The sequence below is a fragment of the Pseudoalteromonas xiamenensis genome (assembly GCF_030994125.1).
Classification (GTDB): domain Bacteria; phylum Pseudomonadota; class Gammaproteobacteria; order Enterobacterales; family Alteromonadaceae; genus Pseudoalteromonas; species Pseudoalteromonas xiamenensis_B.
Genome location: NZ_CP099917.1, coordinates 115,833 through 132,688, shown reverse-complemented (window position 1 = coordinate 132,688; position 16,856 = coordinate 115,833). Strand labels below are relative to the sequence as shown.

The 16,856-nt window shown below is 42.0% G+C and carries 13 protein-coding genes and 1 pseudogene; 10 read left to right on the top strand and 4 right to left on the bottom strand.

Translation table 11 applies throughout. The annotated features are described in order from the left end of the window. Positions 1–21: 21 nt before the first annotated feature. Positions 22–2,397, top strand: coding sequence for a TonB-dependent receptor (locus NI389_RS00575; protein WP_308361110.1), 2,376 nt, complete (start codon positions 22–24; stop codon positions 2,395–2,397). Between the two features lie 198 nt (positions 2,398–2,595). Here NI389_RS00575 and NI389_RS00570 read toward each other — a convergent pair whose 3' ends face one another. Beyond that, positions 2,596–2,910, bottom strand: coding sequence for a hypothetical protein (locus tag NI389_RS00570; RefSeq protein WP_308361109.1), 315 nt, complete (start codon positions 2,908–2,910; stop codon positions 2,596–2,598). Further along, complete coding sequence (locus NI389_RS00565) at positions 2,894–3,064, bottom strand: hypothetical protein (RefSeq protein ID WP_308361108.1); 171 nt, start codon at positions 3,062–3,064, stop codon at positions 2,894–2,896. Before NI389_RS00565 ends, NI389_RS00570 begins: the two co-directional genes overlap by 17 nt. A gap of 140 nt (positions 3,065–3,204) precedes the next feature. On the opposite strand from NI389_RS00565, the gene tsaA reads away from it, so the two are divergent. From tsaA to NI389_RS00525, 8 genes are all read left to right on the top strand, one after another. Continuing rightward, a complete protein-coding gene (tsaA, locus tag NI389_RS00560; protein WP_308361107.1) occupies positions 3,205–3,912 on the top strand; it encodes a tRNA (N6-threonylcarbamoyladenosine(37)-N6)-methyltransferase TrmO in 708 nt (235 codons plus the stop codon). Between the two features lie 214 nt (positions 3,913–4,126). Next, positions 4,127–6,322, top strand: a complete 2,196-nt coding sequence (locus tag NI389_RS00555) for a M4 family metallopeptidase (protein ID WP_308361106.1) — start codon at positions 4,127–4,129, stop codon at positions 6,320–6,322. A 60-nt stretch (positions 6,323–6,382) separates the two neighbouring features. Then, on the top strand, positions 6,383–8,215 hold the full coding sequence (locus NI389_RS00550) for a M28 family metallopeptidase (protein ID WP_308361105.1): 1,833 nt from the start codon (positions 6,383–6,385) through the stop codon (positions 8,213–8,215). 169 nt (positions 8,216–8,384) lie between these two features. Next, positions 8,385–10,109: a proline--tRNA ligase gene (locus NI389_RS00545; RefSeq protein ID WP_308361104.1), complete on the top strand. Its 1,725-nt coding sequence runs from the start codon at positions 8,385–8,387 to the stop codon at positions 10,107–10,109. 132 nt (positions 10,110–10,241) lie between these two features. Beyond that, a complete protein-coding gene (locus NI389_RS00540) occupies positions 10,242–11,057 on the top strand; it encodes a UDP-2,3-diacylglucosamine diphosphatase (protein WP_308361103.1) in 816 nt (271 codons plus the stop codon). A 94-nt stretch (positions 11,058–11,151) separates the two neighbouring features. Beyond that, positions 11,152–12,204, top strand: a complete 1,053-nt coding sequence (locus NI389_RS00535) for a tetratricopeptide repeat protein (RefSeq protein ID WP_308361102.1) — start codon at positions 11,152–11,154, stop codon at positions 12,202–12,204. 172 nt (positions 12,205–12,376) lie between these two features. Continuing rightward, entirely contained in the window at positions 12,377–13,735 is a 1,359-nt protein-coding gene (locus NI389_RS00530) for a serine hydrolase domain-containing protein (protein ID WP_308361101.1), read from the top strand. Between the two features lie 134 nt (positions 13,736–13,869). Then, positions 13,870–14,352, top strand: coding sequence for a nuclear transport factor 2 family protein (locus NI389_RS00525; RefSeq protein ID WP_308361100.1), 483 nt, complete (start codon positions 13,870–13,872; stop codon positions 14,350–14,352). 64 nt (positions 14,353–14,416) lie between these two features. On the opposite strand, the gene NI389_RS00520 is transcribed toward NI389_RS00525, so the two are convergent. Further along, the gene (locus NI389_RS00520) at positions 14,417–14,863 is read right to left on the bottom strand and encodes a GNAT family N-acetyltransferase (RefSeq protein ID WP_308361099.1); all 447 of its coding nucleotides are present in this window, start codon (positions 14,861–14,863) and stop codon (positions 14,417–14,419) included. 296 nt (positions 14,864–15,159) lie between these two features. Between NI389_RS00520 and NI389_RS00515 the strand changes: the two are divergent. Beyond that, positions 15,160–15,771, top strand: a pseudogene (locus NI389_RS00515) (transposase); the annotation flags it as partial. Positions 15,772–16,083: 312 nt separating this feature from the next. Here NI389_RS00515 and NI389_RS00510 read toward each other — a convergent pair. After that, positions 16,084–16,851 (bottom strand): hypothetical protein, encoded by a 768-nt coding sequence (locus NI389_RS00510; RefSeq protein WP_308361098.1) that lies wholly within the window; start codon positions 16,849–16,851, stop codon positions 16,084–16,086. Positions 16,852–16,856: the final 5 nt, after the last annotated feature.

Genomic DNA, 16,856 nt, shown 5'->3' with positions numbered 1-16,856 from the left:
TAGAAGTTAGGTGGTAGATTAATGAAAACTCGTCAGTCCGTACTTGCATTTTCAATTGCAAGCGTATTCTTGTCACAAGCTGCAGCAGCCGCGGTTGTAAAAGGTAAAGTAGTTGATACCAATCAACATCCTATCAGCAATGCTAAAATTCATTTGCATGGAAAAAGCAATGCTGTGTTTACCGATGCAAATGGTAACTTTTCAATTAATATCGATGTGGATAGCCAACTTCATATTAGTAAAGACAACTACCTAGATGCACGACAAGATGTAAAAAGTGAATCAGACTTTGTCAACGTGACTCTTAAACCTTCATCTGTTGAAAGCATCGTTGTTTTCGCATCAGCCCTGCATAAAAACAATATGGAAATGGCTTCGCCAGTTTCCGTGTTATCCGGTGATGAACTCAAAACAAAATCAAAACCAACTCTAGGCGAAACGTTAAAAGGCCAACCAGGTATTGATGCAAGTTACTTTGGTCCGGTCTCATCAAGCCCCATTATTCGTGGTTTAGATGGCCCTCGCGTAAAAATCACACAAAATGGTCTAGACAGTAGCGATGCATCTCGTGTGGGTCCGGACCACGCCAATACCAATGATTCACTATCTGCAACGCAAATCGAAGTGTTAAGAGGACCTGCGACACTGTTATATGGTTCGGGAGCAATTGGTGGTGTAGTGAACGTCGTCGACAATCGTATTCCAATGGACCAGATTGAAGAGTTTTCTGGTGCGTTTGACTCAAGCCATGACAGCGTTTCGAGTACGGATACACTGTCTCTTTTAGCGGAAGCTGGTGCAAATAACTTCAATTTCCACTTTGATGGTGTGAAACGCAAAGGTGAAGATTACAAAACCCCAAAATTTGACGTAATCGACGAACATGATGGAGATGTCGAAACGTTTGAATCAGTTGAAAATACCTTTATCGATAGCCAACAATTTAACTTCGGTACTAGCTATATTGCTGACCATTTAACGGTAGGTCTTTCTTATGGAAGGATCGATACAGACTACGGTATTCCAGCCCATTCTCATCACCATCATGATCATGATCATGAAGGAGAAAGTGAAGACGCTGCTGAACATGAAGAAGAAATGCCCGTATTTGCGCGAGTTGACCAAGAAAGATGGCAAGGTTTACTCAACTATGCGATGCATGATTCTTGGCTAGAGGCCATTCAAGTTCGTGCTGGTTACACGCAATACCAGCATAGCGAAATCGAAGATGGTGCGATTGGCACGACGTTTAAAAACAAGTCATCGGAACTTCGTGCAAACTTTGAACATCGTATTTTAGATTGGCACGGTACATTTGGCTACCACTTCTCAAACAGTGACTATGCAGCAATTGGCGAAGAAGCGTTCACGCCTGCAACTAAAACAACGAACCATGCGTTCTATTTACTAGAAGAGAAGCAATTTGGCTTACTGACACTTGAGCTTGGTGCACGAGTTGAGAAGTACAAACTAGAAAGTGATGTCAGCACTACACATCACGATCACGACCATGCAGATGAAGCAATTGAAGAACCAGAAGCCGATACAATAGCTTATACGCTAGACAAAACGAACGTCAGCGCTTCAATTGGTGGCGTTTATCAGTATAAAGAAGGCCATAATGTTGCGATAAACCTCTCTCGTTCTGAGCGAGCACCACTAACAGCAGAATTGCTGTCAAATGGTGTACACGTTGCAACTGGAACGTACGAGTTAGGTTTGGGCTATCACTTAGAAGATGGCGAAACTCATTTCGAACCAGAAAACATTCAGAAAGAAATTGCCAACAATCTAGATGTAAGCTTCCGACGCTTTGAAGGTAACTTTGGTTATACTTTTAACGTATATTACAACGACATTGAAAACTATTATTACCAAACAGCGACTGATTATATTTATTCGGCCGATCATGGACTTGAGTTAAATGATCACGACCATGAAGATGCAATGCGCGTGTTCAAATTTGAGAGTAGCGATGCGAAACTTTATGGTGCGGAGCTGGATGCTCATTACCGTTTTGACTCAAGCAATCGCGTGAAACTATTTGCGGATTCTCTAGTTGCCAAATTAAAAACCGATGAATATTTGCCTCGTATTCCAAGTAATAAGATCGGGCTAAACTACGAATACGTAAACAACGGCTTGTCGTTTAATGTCACAGGCACACATTACATGACTCAAAATAATATCGCGAGCTACGAAACGAACACAGCAAGCTACACCCTCTTTGACACGAGTATCCAGTATGATTTCAACGCGTTGAACAGCGATTTTGTTGCCTACTTCAACGTCGATAATATTACTGACGAGCTTGGTTTTGTGCACTCTTCGTTCATTAAGGACAAAGCACCATTGCCAGGTCGTAACTTTAAAGTGGGTTTACGTGGTTATTTTTAAAGGAAACGACATCGAGTCGCTTTTCCATCTTGTCTAAATATAGAGCCACCTCAATGTTTGAGGTGGCTTTTTTACCAAATAGACCAGTGTTTGCGGCGAGCTCAAACTCATACAACGAAAAAAGGCCACTAAAGTGGCCTTTGAATCGAAATAAAGTTGCGTCCTTGCTAACTTTTAAGCAGGAATTAATTCTTTAAGTTAAGTACTTGCAGTATCCCCTAACTTTTCTTTCGCTAATTCAAAAAGTAACGTAGTGACTAACATCGATATTTGTTTTTGTGAAAGCGAGCTATCTTTAGCCAGCAGTTCTAACAGTTTATTCTTCTCGCGCGTAATGGCTGACTCAAAATGCCTTGCACCTAATTCACCCGAAGCCATTTGAGCAAGTGTGGCTTGCAAACTTGCTCGGTTGTTCCAAAGCGCTTCACGCAACTTTATTCGAATGTGCTCTCCCTGACGGTTTGCAACACGGCTACATACGTTGGCAATTTGCCGTTCAAATTCGAGCGTCATGTTTTTCACTCTCTTTCGATGTTTCAATAAACGCTATATTTAGCGCCTCACGAGATGAGAGATACTCTTTGTATAAATGCGCGCGAAAACCAATTGGCTCTTCACTTGTAGGAACAACGCGTTGATTTTCTTTTTGTTGTTTTACCGTGTCCATATCCGGTGACTTTATGCAAAAATCGTTAAATATATAGTATACAAGCGTAAATCCAATTCACATTACACGGCATTACACTTGATGTTCAGTATCAGGAAGGTAAAATCTCCAACCTTACTTATTACTCAGCAGCAAAGCTCATGGAAACTTACCAATTATCCCCAATCGGCTATATTCGCTCCCCATATAAGCAAAAATTTGCAATACCACGCCAGCCTAGATTAGTCCCGGACGCAAAAGCTCGATTAGAATTTTGTCCAGAGTTTTCAAGAGAAGAATTTGTACGTGGTATTAACGAGTTTAGCCATCTCTGGGTTATTTTTCGTTTCCATGAAACGGTGGATAAGGGGTTTTCAGCCCTCGTCCGCCCTCCAAGGCTCGGTGGCAACGAGAAAAAAGGGGTTTTCGCAACACGTGCAACGTTTCGACCAAATGGGATAGGTATGAGCGCCGTTAAATTGGAGTCTGTAGAATATAAAAATGGTAGGCTCGCACTCATTCTGTCTGGCATAGACCTTTTAGATGGCACACCCGTACTCGATATTAAACCATACTTGCCTTACTCCGATTCACTAGAAACTGCCAGTGCTGGTTTTGCGGATACTAGGCCGCAAACGGACATGACTGTGGTCTTTTCATCAGAAGCAATTGAAGATCTCAAGAAAGTTCCACATAGTGAACAATTTCAACGTTTTATCGAACAAGTTTTACTTCAAGACCCTCGCCCTGCATACAAAGCCAATCGAGAACCGACGCAGCATTACGGCATGTCTCTTGATCAATACAACATCAAGTGGCGAGTCGAAGAAAATATAAACACCGTGTTAGAGGTTAAAAAAAGTGGTTAAATGTAAAGCAATTTGTACAATTAAACATCAATAACATACTATTTACATATAAACTCAATATATTTCAATGATATGTAATGTTTGTGAATTATTTGTAATTTTAGTGTTTATTTTTTTAATTTTTATTCTAGGCTAGAGAGCGTACCTAATAAGTACGCTCTCTCCGTTTTTCTGGATACGGAAAAACGTAATAATAATTATGGAGTTTACCTAGATGAAAATCTCTAAAATAGCATTGGCAACACTTGTCGGCTTAGCTGCAGTTTCAACTGCGCACGCCGCTGAAAAGAAGTATCTAAATAAAGAAAAAGTACTTAGTTCACTAAGTGCAACTGGCGTGTCTGTAATGGGCAACGGCAATGGCAAAGCTAAAAACATCATTGGCCTTTCTGCGTTTGATGACCTTGTCGAACTAAAATCATTTGGTCACAACGATGGCAAAATCACTAAACGTTACCAACAGTTCTTCATGGGCATACCAGTCATTGGTGACACAGTAAGTTTAACGTTTGGTGACAAAGGTAACTTAGCTCGCGCACACGGTGCGGCTATTTACAAAATTCACCAAGACCTTGCGTCTGTAACTCCTTCTATCAAAGCAAACAAAGCATTCAGCATTGCTAAAGGTGTTGCAAGCGTTCAAGCGAAAGGCGAAGTTAGCGAGTTAGCGGTTGAAAATCGTTCAGAGCGTCTAGCAATTTGGTTAGACAACGATTCAAAAGCGCGCTTAGTGTGGGAAATTACCTATGTCACGTACGGTGATGAGCCTTCACGCCCATATATCTTGGTTGATGCGATCAATGGTGAGGTACTACAGCAGTTTGACAATCTTCAACATGCAAACGCGACAGGCCCTGGTGGAAACCAAAAAACAGGCCAGTATAACTACGGTACTGATTACGGTTACTTAGATGTAATGCAATCGGGTAGCACGTGTAAAATGGAAACGGCTAACGTTAAAACAGTTAACCTTAACCATGGTACAAGCGGCACTACAGCACACAGCTTTACTTGTCCAGAAAACACAGTAAAACAAATCAACGGTGCGTACTCGCCACTAAACGATGCGCATTACTTCGGTAACGTTGTATACAACATGTATGACGCCTACGTTGGAGCTGCACCATTGTCATTCCAATTACAAATGCGCGTTCACTACAGCAACAACTATGAAAACGCGTTCTGGGATGGTAGTGCAATGCACTTCGGTGACGGCGCATCAACATTCTACCCTCTTGTAAGCCTTGATGTTTCTGCACACGAAGTAAGCCATGGTTTCACTGAGCAAAACTCAGGCCTCGTTTACAGCGGTAAATCAGGTGGTCTTAACGAAGCATTCTCAGATATGGCGGGTGAAGCTGCTGAGTTTTTCATGAAAGGCACGAATGATTGGCTAGTAGGTCAAGAAATCTTCAAGAGCAATGGTGCTCTACGTTATATGGACGACCCAACAAAAGACGGCCGTTCAATTGGTCATCAAAATGATTACTACAGCGGTATCGACGTTCACCACAGCTCTGGTGTGTTCAACAAGGCATTCTACCTACTTGCAAAAACGTCTGGTTGGGATACGAAAAAAGCATTCCAGGTTATGGCTCGCGCTAACCAACTCTATTGGACAGCAAGCACAAACTGGGACCTCGCTGGTAACGGTGTAATGGATGCAGCGTGTGATCTTGGCTACAGCACAACAGATGTACAAACTGCACTTGCAGCGGTAGGCGTTACATCAAGCAATAGCTCTGGTAGTTCATGTGGAACACCTCCTCCTCCAACTAACGACGAAGTTATCACTAATGGTGTTCCTCGCACAGGCATCAACGGTGCAGCTAAAGAACAATTGTTCTTTAAACTAGAAGTACCAGCTGGCGCATCGAACCTTAAGTTTGATACAACTGGCGGTTCTGGTGATGCTGACCTATACGTAAAATTTGGCGCTCGTCCGTCACTGGATACGTATGACTGTAACAGCACATCGTCTACAGCGACAGAATCTTGTTCAATCTCTAACGTACAAGCGGGTACCTATTACGTTATGGTTGAAGCTTGGAACCAAATTTCTGGCGTAACATTAACAGGTTCATACTCAGGTACAAGTACCGGCAATGACCCTATTGACCGTACTGAAACAAACGTAAGTGTTGCTCGCAACGGTTGGACTCGCTTTACTCAAGATTTGGCTGCAGGGTATAACAACCTAACAGTTGAAATCTCAGGTGGTACAGGCGACGCAGATCTTTACGTAAACTTCGGTTCACAATCAACAACGTCATCTTACCTTTGCCGCCCATTCAAAAATGGCAATTCAGAGACTTGTACTTTCTCTAACCCACAAGCAGGTACTTGGTACATCGACCTACGCGGCTACTCTAGCGCATCAGGTGTGAATCTGAGCATCAAAGCAAATTAATTAAATTGCAGAAACAAAGGGAGCCGTCGGCTCCCTTTTCACTTCTAGGGAAAAGAGATCATGAAAAAATTACCTATTGTAATTGCTTGTGCTGTTGCGTTCGGTGCGACGGCTAGCGAACCCGAATTTTGGGTAACGACTGACGCAAATGCAGGCAAACAGTTCCAACTTCAACAAAATATTCAAGGCAAATCATCAACACTCGTTGAGGCGAGCAACGGCATTGGTTTTATGAAAGTAAACCCAAATGGCGCTCACTCACTTAGTGAATTTATGCACACGAATTACCACCGTTGTGGAGGGTTTGTACGCCATGATTCGCTTGATGAAGCTGAGGCGTACCTAGCTCAATTGCAAAATGCGGCTTCAAATCAATTGATGGCAACCTATACGATTGATAATGCAGCTAAAGTAAATGCGATGATTGCAACTATCGATACGTCGTCTTTGGACAATACGGTCAATTCTTTAGCGGCATTTCACAACCGTTATTACACACAACAAACCGGTATTGATGCGGCAAATTGGGTGAAATCAAAGTGGCAACAAATCGCATCTAGCCGCAGCGATATTTCCGTAAGTGAATTTTCACACAGCTGGGGACAATCTTCTGTGATTGTGACCATTCAAGGCGCTGAGAAGTCAGATGAAATTGTTATCATTGGTGGTCACTTAGACTCGATAAACCAATCGAGTCCTTCCACTGGTCGAGCACCAGGTGCAGATGATAATGCTTCGGGTATTTCAGTTATCACAGAGGCGCTACAAGCCATTGTAGACACCAATTTTAAACCTCAACGTACAATTCAGATCATTGGATATGCGGCGGAAGAAGTCGGCCTTCGCGGCTCAAAAGCGATTGCCGATAGCTACAAAGCTGCTGGCAAAAACGTTGTCGGTGTCACTCAGTTTGACATGACTGGTGCTCATGGTACATCAACGCAAGACATCGTGATGATGACTGATTACACTAACTCCGCTCAAAACCAGTTTATTCAACAATTAATAGAAACGTATCTACCAGACGTGACTTATGGCTATGACCAATGCGGATATGGCTGTTCAGATCACGCATCATGGTATCAGCAAGGCTACCCTGCATCGATGCCGTTTGAGTCACGTATGAATGACATAAATCGCAGCATTCACACAACTGGTGATACAGGCTTTGACTCAACGCACGCAGAAAAATTTGCCAGATTGGCTGTTGCATTCCTTGGTGAATTAGCTAAAAACGCTGGCGACGTAATTCCAGAGCCAAACAATAAGTTAGAAAATGGTGTTGCTAAGACGGGCATTTCAGGCTCTGCAAAAGAGCAGCTGTTCTATACGATGGACGTGCCTGCAGGCTCAAGCAATTTGAAGTTCACGACATCTGGAGGCACGGGTGACGCTGACCTCTACGTAAAATTCGGTGCAAAGCCTACTCTACAAGATTTTGATTGTAAGAGTACGACCTCGACGAGCAATGAAACATGTTCATTAAGCCCTGTACAAACAGGTACTTATCACGTAATGGTTGAAGCGTGGAACGAAGTACAAGGTGTAAGCTTGATGGGTCAATATTCAAGCACATCGCCTACGGAACCAACGCCAATTAATGACGTTGAAAACGGTATTGCGGTTGCCCGTAACGCTTGGGTAAAACGTCAAGTCAATCTGGGTTCTGGCTACAGTAATTTGAATGTTACTATTAGTGGCGGTTCTGGCGATGCAGACCTTTATGTAAAATTCGGATCAGATGTTACAACTTCTAACTACGATTGTCGTCCATTTAAAAACGGCAACGAAGAAACATGTAGCTTCACCAATCCAGGTGCAGGCACTTGGTATATCGGACTACAAGGTTATCAAACTGCCACGAATGTTACTTTGACGATCACCGCAAACTAACTCCCTTTCAAAGGCCAAGTTGTGCACAGAAACAACGATTTGGCCTTTTTCTCAAATCACGCAGAAAAAACCCATCAATATCGTTAACAAGTGCTTTTGTACTGTGCGTCTCGCTGCTAAACTACGGCTCTATTTAAAGCTGCAATTCGAATAAAAAAACGGAAAGAAAATGCGTACTAGTCAATATATTTTAGCGACGTTGAAAGAAACGCCTTCAGACGCTGAGGTAATTAGCCATCAGTTGATGTTGCGCGCTGGGATGATCCGCAAACTTGCATCAGGTCTTTATACCTGGTTGCCAAGTGGATTAAAGGTTCTTCGTAAAGTGGAAGCCATTGTTCGCGACGAAATGAACAAAGCTGGTGCGATTGAAGTACTGATGCCCGTTATGCAACCCGCTGATCTTTGGCAAGAATCTGGCCGTTGGGAACAATTTGGTCCAGAACTATTACGTATTAAAGACCGCCACGATAGACCGTTTGCTTTGGGTCCAACGCATGAAGAAGTCATTACGGATTTGGTACGACGTGAAATTAGCAGTTACAAGCAACTTCCACTTAACTTATATCAAGTACAAACTAAAGTACGTGATGAAGTTCGTCCGCGATTTGGTGTAATGCGCTCTCGTGAATTCTTAATGAAAGATGCCTATTCATTCCACCTTAGTGACGAATGTTTAGCACAAACGTATCAGCGTATGCACACAGCTTACTGCAATATTTTCGACCGTTTAGGCCTAGATTATCGCCCGGTTATCGCAGACACTGGCTCTATTGGTGGTAGCGTATCTCACGAATTCCATGTACTTGCGGAGTCAGGCGAAGATGCAATCGCGTTTAGTGATGCAAGCGACTATGCGGCAAACATTGAAAAAGCAGAAGCATTAGCACCAAATGTTGAGCGTCCCGCACCTTCTCAAGCACTAGAGACTTTTGCGACACCAAATGCAAAAACAATTGCAGATTTGGCAGAACAACACGATGTGCCTGCAACGACCAGTGTTAAAACACTCATCGTTTATGGTAAAGCTGACGACGCGGGGAATCGTGGTTTGGTCGCTCTCGTACTTCGTGGCGATCATGAGTTAAATGAGCTCAAAGCTGACAAACACCCTCTTGTCTTTGCTCCACTTGAAATGGCAAAAGAAGAAGACATCGTTGCAGCGATTGGTGCTCGCCCAGGTTCAATCGGTCCTGTTGGTCTGACTATTCCTGTGCTGGTTGATCGTTCAGCTGCAGTGCTCGCTGACTTTGTTGCTGGTGCAAATAAAGATGGTGAACATTATCGCGGCATCAACTGGGAGAGAGACGTAACCGGACACGAAGTTGTCGACTTACGTAATGTTGTTGAAGGTGATCCAAGTCCATGTGGTCAAGGTTTTCTTCAGATTAAACGTGGTATTGAAGTTGGCCATATTTTCCAATTAGGTTCTAAGTACTCAGAAGCGATGAAAGCTGCTGTACTAGGTGAAAATGGTAAAAACCAAACCATGACAATGGGCTGCTATGGCGTTGGTGTATCGCGCATTGTAGCTGCAGCAATTGAGCAAAATAATGATAAGTTCGGTATTATTTGGCCAACTGCGATTGCGCCATTTGAGCTTGCGATTGTGCCAATGAACATGCATAAATCTCACCGTATTCCAGGTGTTGCTGAAGAACTCTACGCCGCGCTTCAAGCCAATGGCGTTGATGTATTATTTGATGACCGTAAAGAACGTCCTGGTGTTATGTTTAATGACATGGAACTCATTGGCGTACCTTACACATTAGTCATCGGTGAACGTAACTTAGACAATAACGAAGTTGAGCTTAAGAACCGTCGTACAGGTGAAGCTACGTTGCTTTCTATTGAAGAAGCAGTCGCAACAATTACTAAAGCGATTAAAGGCTAAGTAGAACCTTTTCTCACAATCTAGTAAAAAGGCAGCACTCGCTGCCTTTTGTCATTTTATCTTCAGCAATTTGTATCTTTTCTGTCATGTAATCTCAGTAAGGTTGTCACTATTACACTGGAGACACTGGCAATGTCCGACAAAAAACGCTACTACCCTACTATCTGGCTCTCTGACATTCATCTTGGCTATAAAGATTGTAAAGCTGACTTTTTGCTCGACTTTTTAAATAGCACACACTGCGATACGTTGTATTTGGTTGGCGACATTGTCGATTTATGGTCTTTAAAACGCCAATTTTATTGGCATAAAAGTCATTACGCTGTGCTTGAGGCCATCCAACAAAAGGTGCTTCAAGGCACTCGTGTCGTCTATATTCCTGGCAACCACGATGAAACGTTTAGAAAATACGTTGGCCAGTTTTTAATGGGTGTGGAAGTATTACGCTCTTGTGTACACACAACTCAGCAAGGAAAGCGCTACTTACTTGTACATGGTGACGACTTCGATTCAGTCACGCGATATAACCGATTGGTCAGTTGGCTTGGAGATCAAGGCTATGACTTCTTGTTGTTTTTAAATCGTTGGAGTAATCGACTTCGCAGACCATTCGGTGGTCGATATTGGTCACTTGCCTCTTGGATAAAAAACCGTGTCCACAAAGCGAAATCCGCTATCGAGGCCTTTGAACATGCAGCAGCGCGCGAAGCAAAACGACAAGGGATGGATGGGATCGTATGCGGTCATATTCACCAACCCAATATGCGAATGATTGACGGCGTGATGTATTGCAACGATGGAGACTGGATTGAGAACTGCACAGCATTGGTTGAACACACTGGTGGACAACTTGCCTTATTGCATTGGTCAGACGTTAAAAAAGTACTACAAATTCGCAAGTCCAAGGCTAAAGAATCAGAAAAATCAAATACCTATCAAGCTGCATAAGCTTGTTTAGGCTTTAAGTTTTGTTGCCTTTACGTTGAATATTCTAAGGGACTTACTATAGTTATTGATAATCATCCTTATTGAGCGCGTGTCGGTGTTAAAAATAGTCTTAGCCGTTTCAGCCTTATTTTTATCTCCGATCACGTATTCGTCGGTAGAGTATGCTCCTACTCAAAAAGTACTTGATGAGGCGCAAGATTATTTAACGGTCGATCCTTCGTATACTTTGAAACTGTTGGGTCAAGTACCTAACATAGAATCCCTTCCGCCGGCACTTTTTGTACGTTTGCATATCATCGCACTGCGCGCGTATGTACCCACCAATCAGCTAGACAATATGCTCAATTCTCTCGATGCGCTCTTTAATCATTCTGATGAACCTTATTTCATTGAGAATGTGACTTCCGTGCTTAGTGGTTTAGGTATATGGTTAAGGCGTAACAAATATTTAGAAGATTCACAAATAAGTTTGGAGTGTGCATATGAACTCGCGCACACCGACAAACAACGCTTCACACTGACAAACAGCTTAGCGTTGGTCTCCCGCCAGCTAAATGAATATGAAAAAGCACAAGATCTTTATGGCCGCTTATTGAGTTTGGCTGAGCAGAACGCACAAACAAACTTGTTTGCAATGATCCATAATAATTTAGGGGCCATCGACCTCGATTTAGGTCGTATCAAAAATGCTGAGCAACACTTTCGAATTTCGTTAGAGAAATATCAATCAGTCGACAAGCGCTCAGGTATCATTTCCGCTGGAATAAATCTGCTGTTTACCTTTATTCTTCAAGAGCAAATCATCAACTTTGAACGTCTATACGAGCCTACGTCGAATCTCACCACCGCCTTTCCCAATGATTCAAAAAAGGCGTTACTTTTTTGGTTAAAAACACGGTTTGATCAGTTAGAAGGTAAGTTCATCACACCCAGTATTGAACATCGGTTAAAAGTAGCTTACTCGCAACTCGAAGACGATAAAATCCGAAAACTAGTGTACGAAAATTTAGCGTCAAAACTCGGTATCGACGTTGAAAAACCACCAGCACGTACACCTCAATCGTTTAATTCTCCTTGGTTTAAAGAAGTACAAGATTGTAAATGGAAAACCCTCATTGCGAAGTATCAATCTCCGCCTGCTGGTTGAGTACTCACAATATCCCCTGTCAATACGTTGAACTCAGCTTGAAGTGGCTGCACTGCAGATTTCTCTTACGTACCGTTACATTTTAATTAATGCGGTTCAGGTTAATACTCTTTACATCACATTCTTTTTGCGTAATCTATCTAACTTACTCATAATAATAAGGAAAATGACTATGAAGGGACTTTTGCTAAGTGCTCTCCTAATTAGTTCAACGCTAAATCTTGCCTTTGCGCAATCCCCCGACCAATCTGAATCAAAATACACAAAAGTCTTAGTTGAGCATATTCAACCGAGCGATCCCGGTGTTGCAGTCATTGTAAGTAAGAATGGCAACGTGCTATATAAAGGTGCACAGGGCAAAGCAAATCTTGAACATAATATTCCCCTTACTAGCGACTCTATCTTTCGGATCGGGTCACTAACCAAACAGTTCACTGCCGCTGCAATTATGATATTGCAAGAACAAAAAAAACTATCCGTTACCGACGATATTCATAATTACGTACCTAACTTTCCAACTGAGGGGTCTATCGTCACGATTGAAAACTTGCTTACACACACATCGGGTATCGCCAATTATACCGATGATGAAGAGATCATGACCAAAGAGGTCCAAGTCCCAACGACTCTGGATGAAATGCTTGTTCGCTTTGCAAAACATCCTATGAATTTTAAACCTGGCGAGCACATGGCCTATTCAAATACGGGCTATATTATTTTAGGAAAGATCATTGAGGTTGCGAGTGGTCAAAACTACCCAGAGTTTATAGACCAACACATTTTTAAGAAACTTGGAATGCAATCGAGTTTTTATGGAAGTCCAAATATTATCGTAAACCGAGCGAACGGTTACGATTCTTCAGAAAGCGGTATAGTTAACGCAATGTACATTGATATGATGTGGCCACATGCCGCTGGCGCGCTATTGTCGACCGTGTCAGATCTCAATACATTTTATTCAGCATTGCACAATGGCCAGCTAGTCTCGGACAAAAGCTATCAAAAAATGGTGGCGCCGTTCAAGTTGAACGATGGCACATTATCGCCGTATGGTTATGGTTTATCTAATCTTTCATTTAGTAAGTACCATGCGATAGGACACAGTGGCGGTATACCTGGCTTCCAAACGTTTGCTTTTTATATTCCTTCCGAAGATCTCTACGTCGCTGCACTGAGCAACTTGAGCGACCGAGATGCCAGTTACATCGCTAAATTGATGGCTGCTAAAGCGCTTGACTTAAAAATGCCTAACTTTACACGTGTTGCCGTAGACGAAAAGACGATTAAATCTTTTGAAGGCAGTTACAAAGAAAATGAACATACCATTAGAAAACTAACCATTTCCGACGGAAAGGTGATTTACCAACGCAACGAGGGGCCAAAATACGAATTGGTGCCGTTTGCTGAAAATAGTTTTTACTTCGAAAACAACTTAACGTACCTCGTGATTGAGAAAGATAAATCCGGTCAACAAGTGATGAATTTTTATCACGATTTAGCCGAAGTCCCGAAACAAGCGACCAAGCTTTAAGCGACCCAAATAGACTAGGTTGCTCCTTTTCGTCGTGTGTAAAAGTACATGCCAAAAGGAGCAATCTAATGAGTGTACTCTCCTAAATGGGATAACAACTCTATCTCCGTTTTTTAAAATAGGTAACAACGAAGATGATAACGCCTGCAAAAATGCTCCCTTTCGTTTTAACGATGGTCGTTTCCGCCACGCTTAGCGCGAAAGAAAATACAGACAAAAAACTCGAAGAACTTAACCTTGAAAAAGCACTCTATTGTATGGAAATATTGGAAAACAGGCCGGATCTAGAAACCTCTATTCGTCTCGGTATGTTGAAAAATGAATGTTTTGCTGAAAATTACATTCAACACGCCCCGCATATACCAGATGGCCGTGATGCCGTTTTATCGGTGTTCGAGCAGCGATACAAAAAATATCCAAAACTGTCTATGTCCGTAAAACGCTCAGCCGCTGAAGGTGATCTCGTTTGGCTGCATTTACATGTCAAACACACACCTGATGCCTTAGGTGCAGCACTGATTCATATCTTCAGGATGGAAGAAGGCAAAATAGCAGAACATTGGGGCGTAGGACAACCGGTTCCAAAAGAAACGAAAAACAACAATACAATGTTTTAATATTTTGGGACATGATGGTAAAACTACCTTTTATCACAAGGCGATATTCGCCTTGTCTTTATACCTAAATAAACTTACACATCCCTAGTCCTAGAAGGCTGCCCTCCCGCATTTGATAGCCATATTGAGCGTAAAACGCTTCTTTTCCTTTTGCAGCAAGTAAACCAATAGTTGCACCTTTTTTGGTGTGCGCCAAAAGCCATTGTTCGATTTCATTCATCATTAAATGACCAATGCCTAAGCCTTGATATGCTGGATGGACAATAATATCTTGAAGATAGAAGTACATTAAACCATCACCGATAACGCGGCCACAAGCAACAAGATCTTGGTGGTTATATACACTCACCCAAAATAAACTCAATCGAATGCTTTGTTCAATCTCAATTAGGGATTCTAAATTACTCCACCCAACACTCTCGCGGATCTGTTTGAAATCAATTGCACTTGGTGCTTCGTGTGAGATCATGAACGCAAAGTTGCCACTATTCTTCTTATCTGCATGGGACATTTAGAACGCCTTTTATTTTAATTGCAATTTTTCCCAGTTCAAACACGGGGATGTTGCGAGTATTCGAGTGAACGATCTTTCTATAAACCACCGTACGCACGAATATTCTGAAACTAAACCAATTCGTAGAACGACTTTACCTGTATAGCTTGTGCTTTACCGCAAATTGTTTGTCAGGTTTCTGGTTCTTCTACTGCTTTTATTAGCATTACTTGAACATCATTTGTTTGAGAACGGTTCATAATGACACCAAATTGGTAAGATTCATCAATCACGGTCCAATGTTCATTTAGAAGGTGTTGCCACACCCTGCACAACAAATCGTTTTACAAGAGTTTATTCAAACTATAAACGAGCGAAGTGCACGATTAGAACGACTCGACAACGAACTCTCTCACCATGTTTATCAGTGGCGATATTACCCTGTAGTGAAAGCAATACAAGCAATGTGTGGTGCTCGTTTGTTAGTTGCCACTGGCGTTGTCGCTGAGCTCGGAGATTTATCCCGCTTCGACCATCCCCGTAAATTAATGAGTTATCTTGGTCTTGTACCCAGTGAACACTCGAGTGGTGGAAAACGTCATATCGGTGCGATAACAAAATGCGGCAATGGTAGAGCTAGACGTCTCCTTATTGAAGGTGCGCACACATACAGGTATGCCGCTAATATCTCCACTGATATGCAAAAACGACAAGAAGGCTTACCAAAGGCCATTATTGAGATTGCCTGGAAAGCACAGCTTAGGCTCTACAAGCGCTATAGGAAAATGATAGCCAAAGGCAAACATTACAACCTTGTTGTCACTGCAATTGCACGAGAAATGATTGCATACATATGGGCAATTGCAAAAGAAGTGGTGCTCACGCCTGTGAATACAAAACTGAGATTGGTAAGAGTACCCGCATGATAAACGAATTAGAGTTAATGCATGGGATCAAGCATCGGGTGTGGCACAACCACCGACGGCGTTAGGATGGCAATGCAGCTAACGCTACATTGAACCACGAACATAGACTGAAGACAGGTGCTACGACGAAATAAGTAAGGTCTGCTCTGTTACTAGAAATAGTAATAACCAACGAATATCAGCAAGATAACCGACGACATTACTTGCTTCATCCTATGTATTAACTCTCTCTAATTAGAGTTAAGAGATTATGGCTTAAAAGATAGGCAAGGATCAGTGTGTTTAACTTGACAGTGGGAGTCATACCAACACCTAAATCAGGGGCGCCATAGGCGTCACCTGGATTTTCTTGTTAGTTTCATTTTTGACAATGTTTGGATTTTCTAAACCCAGAGAATCGTAGTGGTGTTGAACTAACGGAGCAATTACACTATCAATATATTCATCGAACGCACTTGAAGGTAATTTCTCTAACCTCTTATTTATTCTTGCAATTCTCTGTTCAACATCCTTTTTAGTTTTTTTGCCTGATAGTTTTGATAATTCTAGCAGCCCACTTTCAAGATCACTGAGAGCTTCAGTAAACATGAAAGCTTTCATATTTGATAGAAGTGCTTCTTCGCTAGAGCTGATTTGGTCAGAGGCAATCGTATCAATATACGAAAGAAGATTTATTAGCATGTCATTTTTGTTTAAGTCAAAAGCGAGCATTGGATAGATCTTTGCTAATTCCTTTACAGATGATTTATATGCTTCTAAAGAATGACCATCTAAGGATTCTCTATTGCCCATCATCATTGGAATTGATTTAACCATGCCTTGCATTATTATATCCTTCTCATTCTCGCCTATGTTTTCTGCAGGAAATCGTACTTTGATCTCTTCCACTAATTGCTTTGAAAATGAATCCGAATTACTGAATTTTAGCATTGCTACTAGAGACCAGACTTCTAGTAATTGGAACAATGACTCGTTGACCTTTTCCTTGATTTCTCTTTTCGTTCTAAGTAAAAATCCAGCAGAGCTTATCAAACCACCAAGTATCGCTCCTACTATTACTGATATTATTTTTATATCCATATTTT

Bases quoted from the DNA above. Each gene is read 5' to 3' on its own strand.
- NI389_RS00575 (WP_308361110.1), top strand. From the start codon at position 22: ATGAAAACTCGTCAGTCCGTACTTGCATTTTCAATTGCAAGCGTATTC.
- NI389_RS00570 (WP_308361109.1), bottom strand. From the start codon at position 2,910: ATGACGCTCGAATTTGAACGGCAAATTGCCAACGTATGTAGCCGTGTT.
- NI389_RS00565 (WP_308361108.1), bottom strand. From the start codon at position 3,064: ATGGACACGGTAAAACAACAAAAAGAAAATCAACGCGTTGTTCCTACA.
- tsaA (WP_308361107.1), top strand. From the start codon at position 3,205: ATGGAAACTTACCAATTATCCCCAATCGGCTATATTCGCTCCCCATAT.
- NI389_RS00555 (WP_308361106.1), top strand. From the start codon at position 4,127: ATGAAAATCTCTAAAATAGCATTGGCAACACTTGTCGGCTTAGCTGCA.
- NI389_RS00550 (WP_308361105.1), top strand. From the start codon at position 6,383: ATGAAAAAATTACCTATTGTAATTGCTTGTGCTGTTGCGTTCGGTGCG.
- NI389_RS00545 (WP_308361104.1), top strand. From the start codon at position 8,385: ATGCGTACTAGTCAATATATTTTAGCGACGTTGAAAGAAACGCCTTCA.
- NI389_RS00540 (WP_308361103.1), top strand. From the start codon at position 10,242: ATGTCCGACAAAAAACGCTACTACCCTACTATCTGGCTCTCTGACATT.
- NI389_RS00530 (WP_308361101.1), top strand. From the start codon at position 12,377: ATGAAGGGACTTTTGCTAAGTGCTCTCCTAATTAGTTCAACGCTAAAT.
- NI389_RS00525 (WP_308361100.1), top strand. From the start codon at position 13,870: ATGATAACGCCTGCAAAAATGCTCCCTTTCGTTTTAACGATGGTCGTT.
- NI389_RS00520 (WP_308361099.1), bottom strand. From the start codon at position 14,863: ATGTCCCATGCAGATAAGAAGAATAGTGGCAACTTTGCGTTCATGATC.
- NI389_RS00510 (WP_308361098.1), bottom strand. From the start codon at position 16,851: ATGGATATAAAAATAATATCAGTAATAGTAGGAGCGATACTTGGTGGT.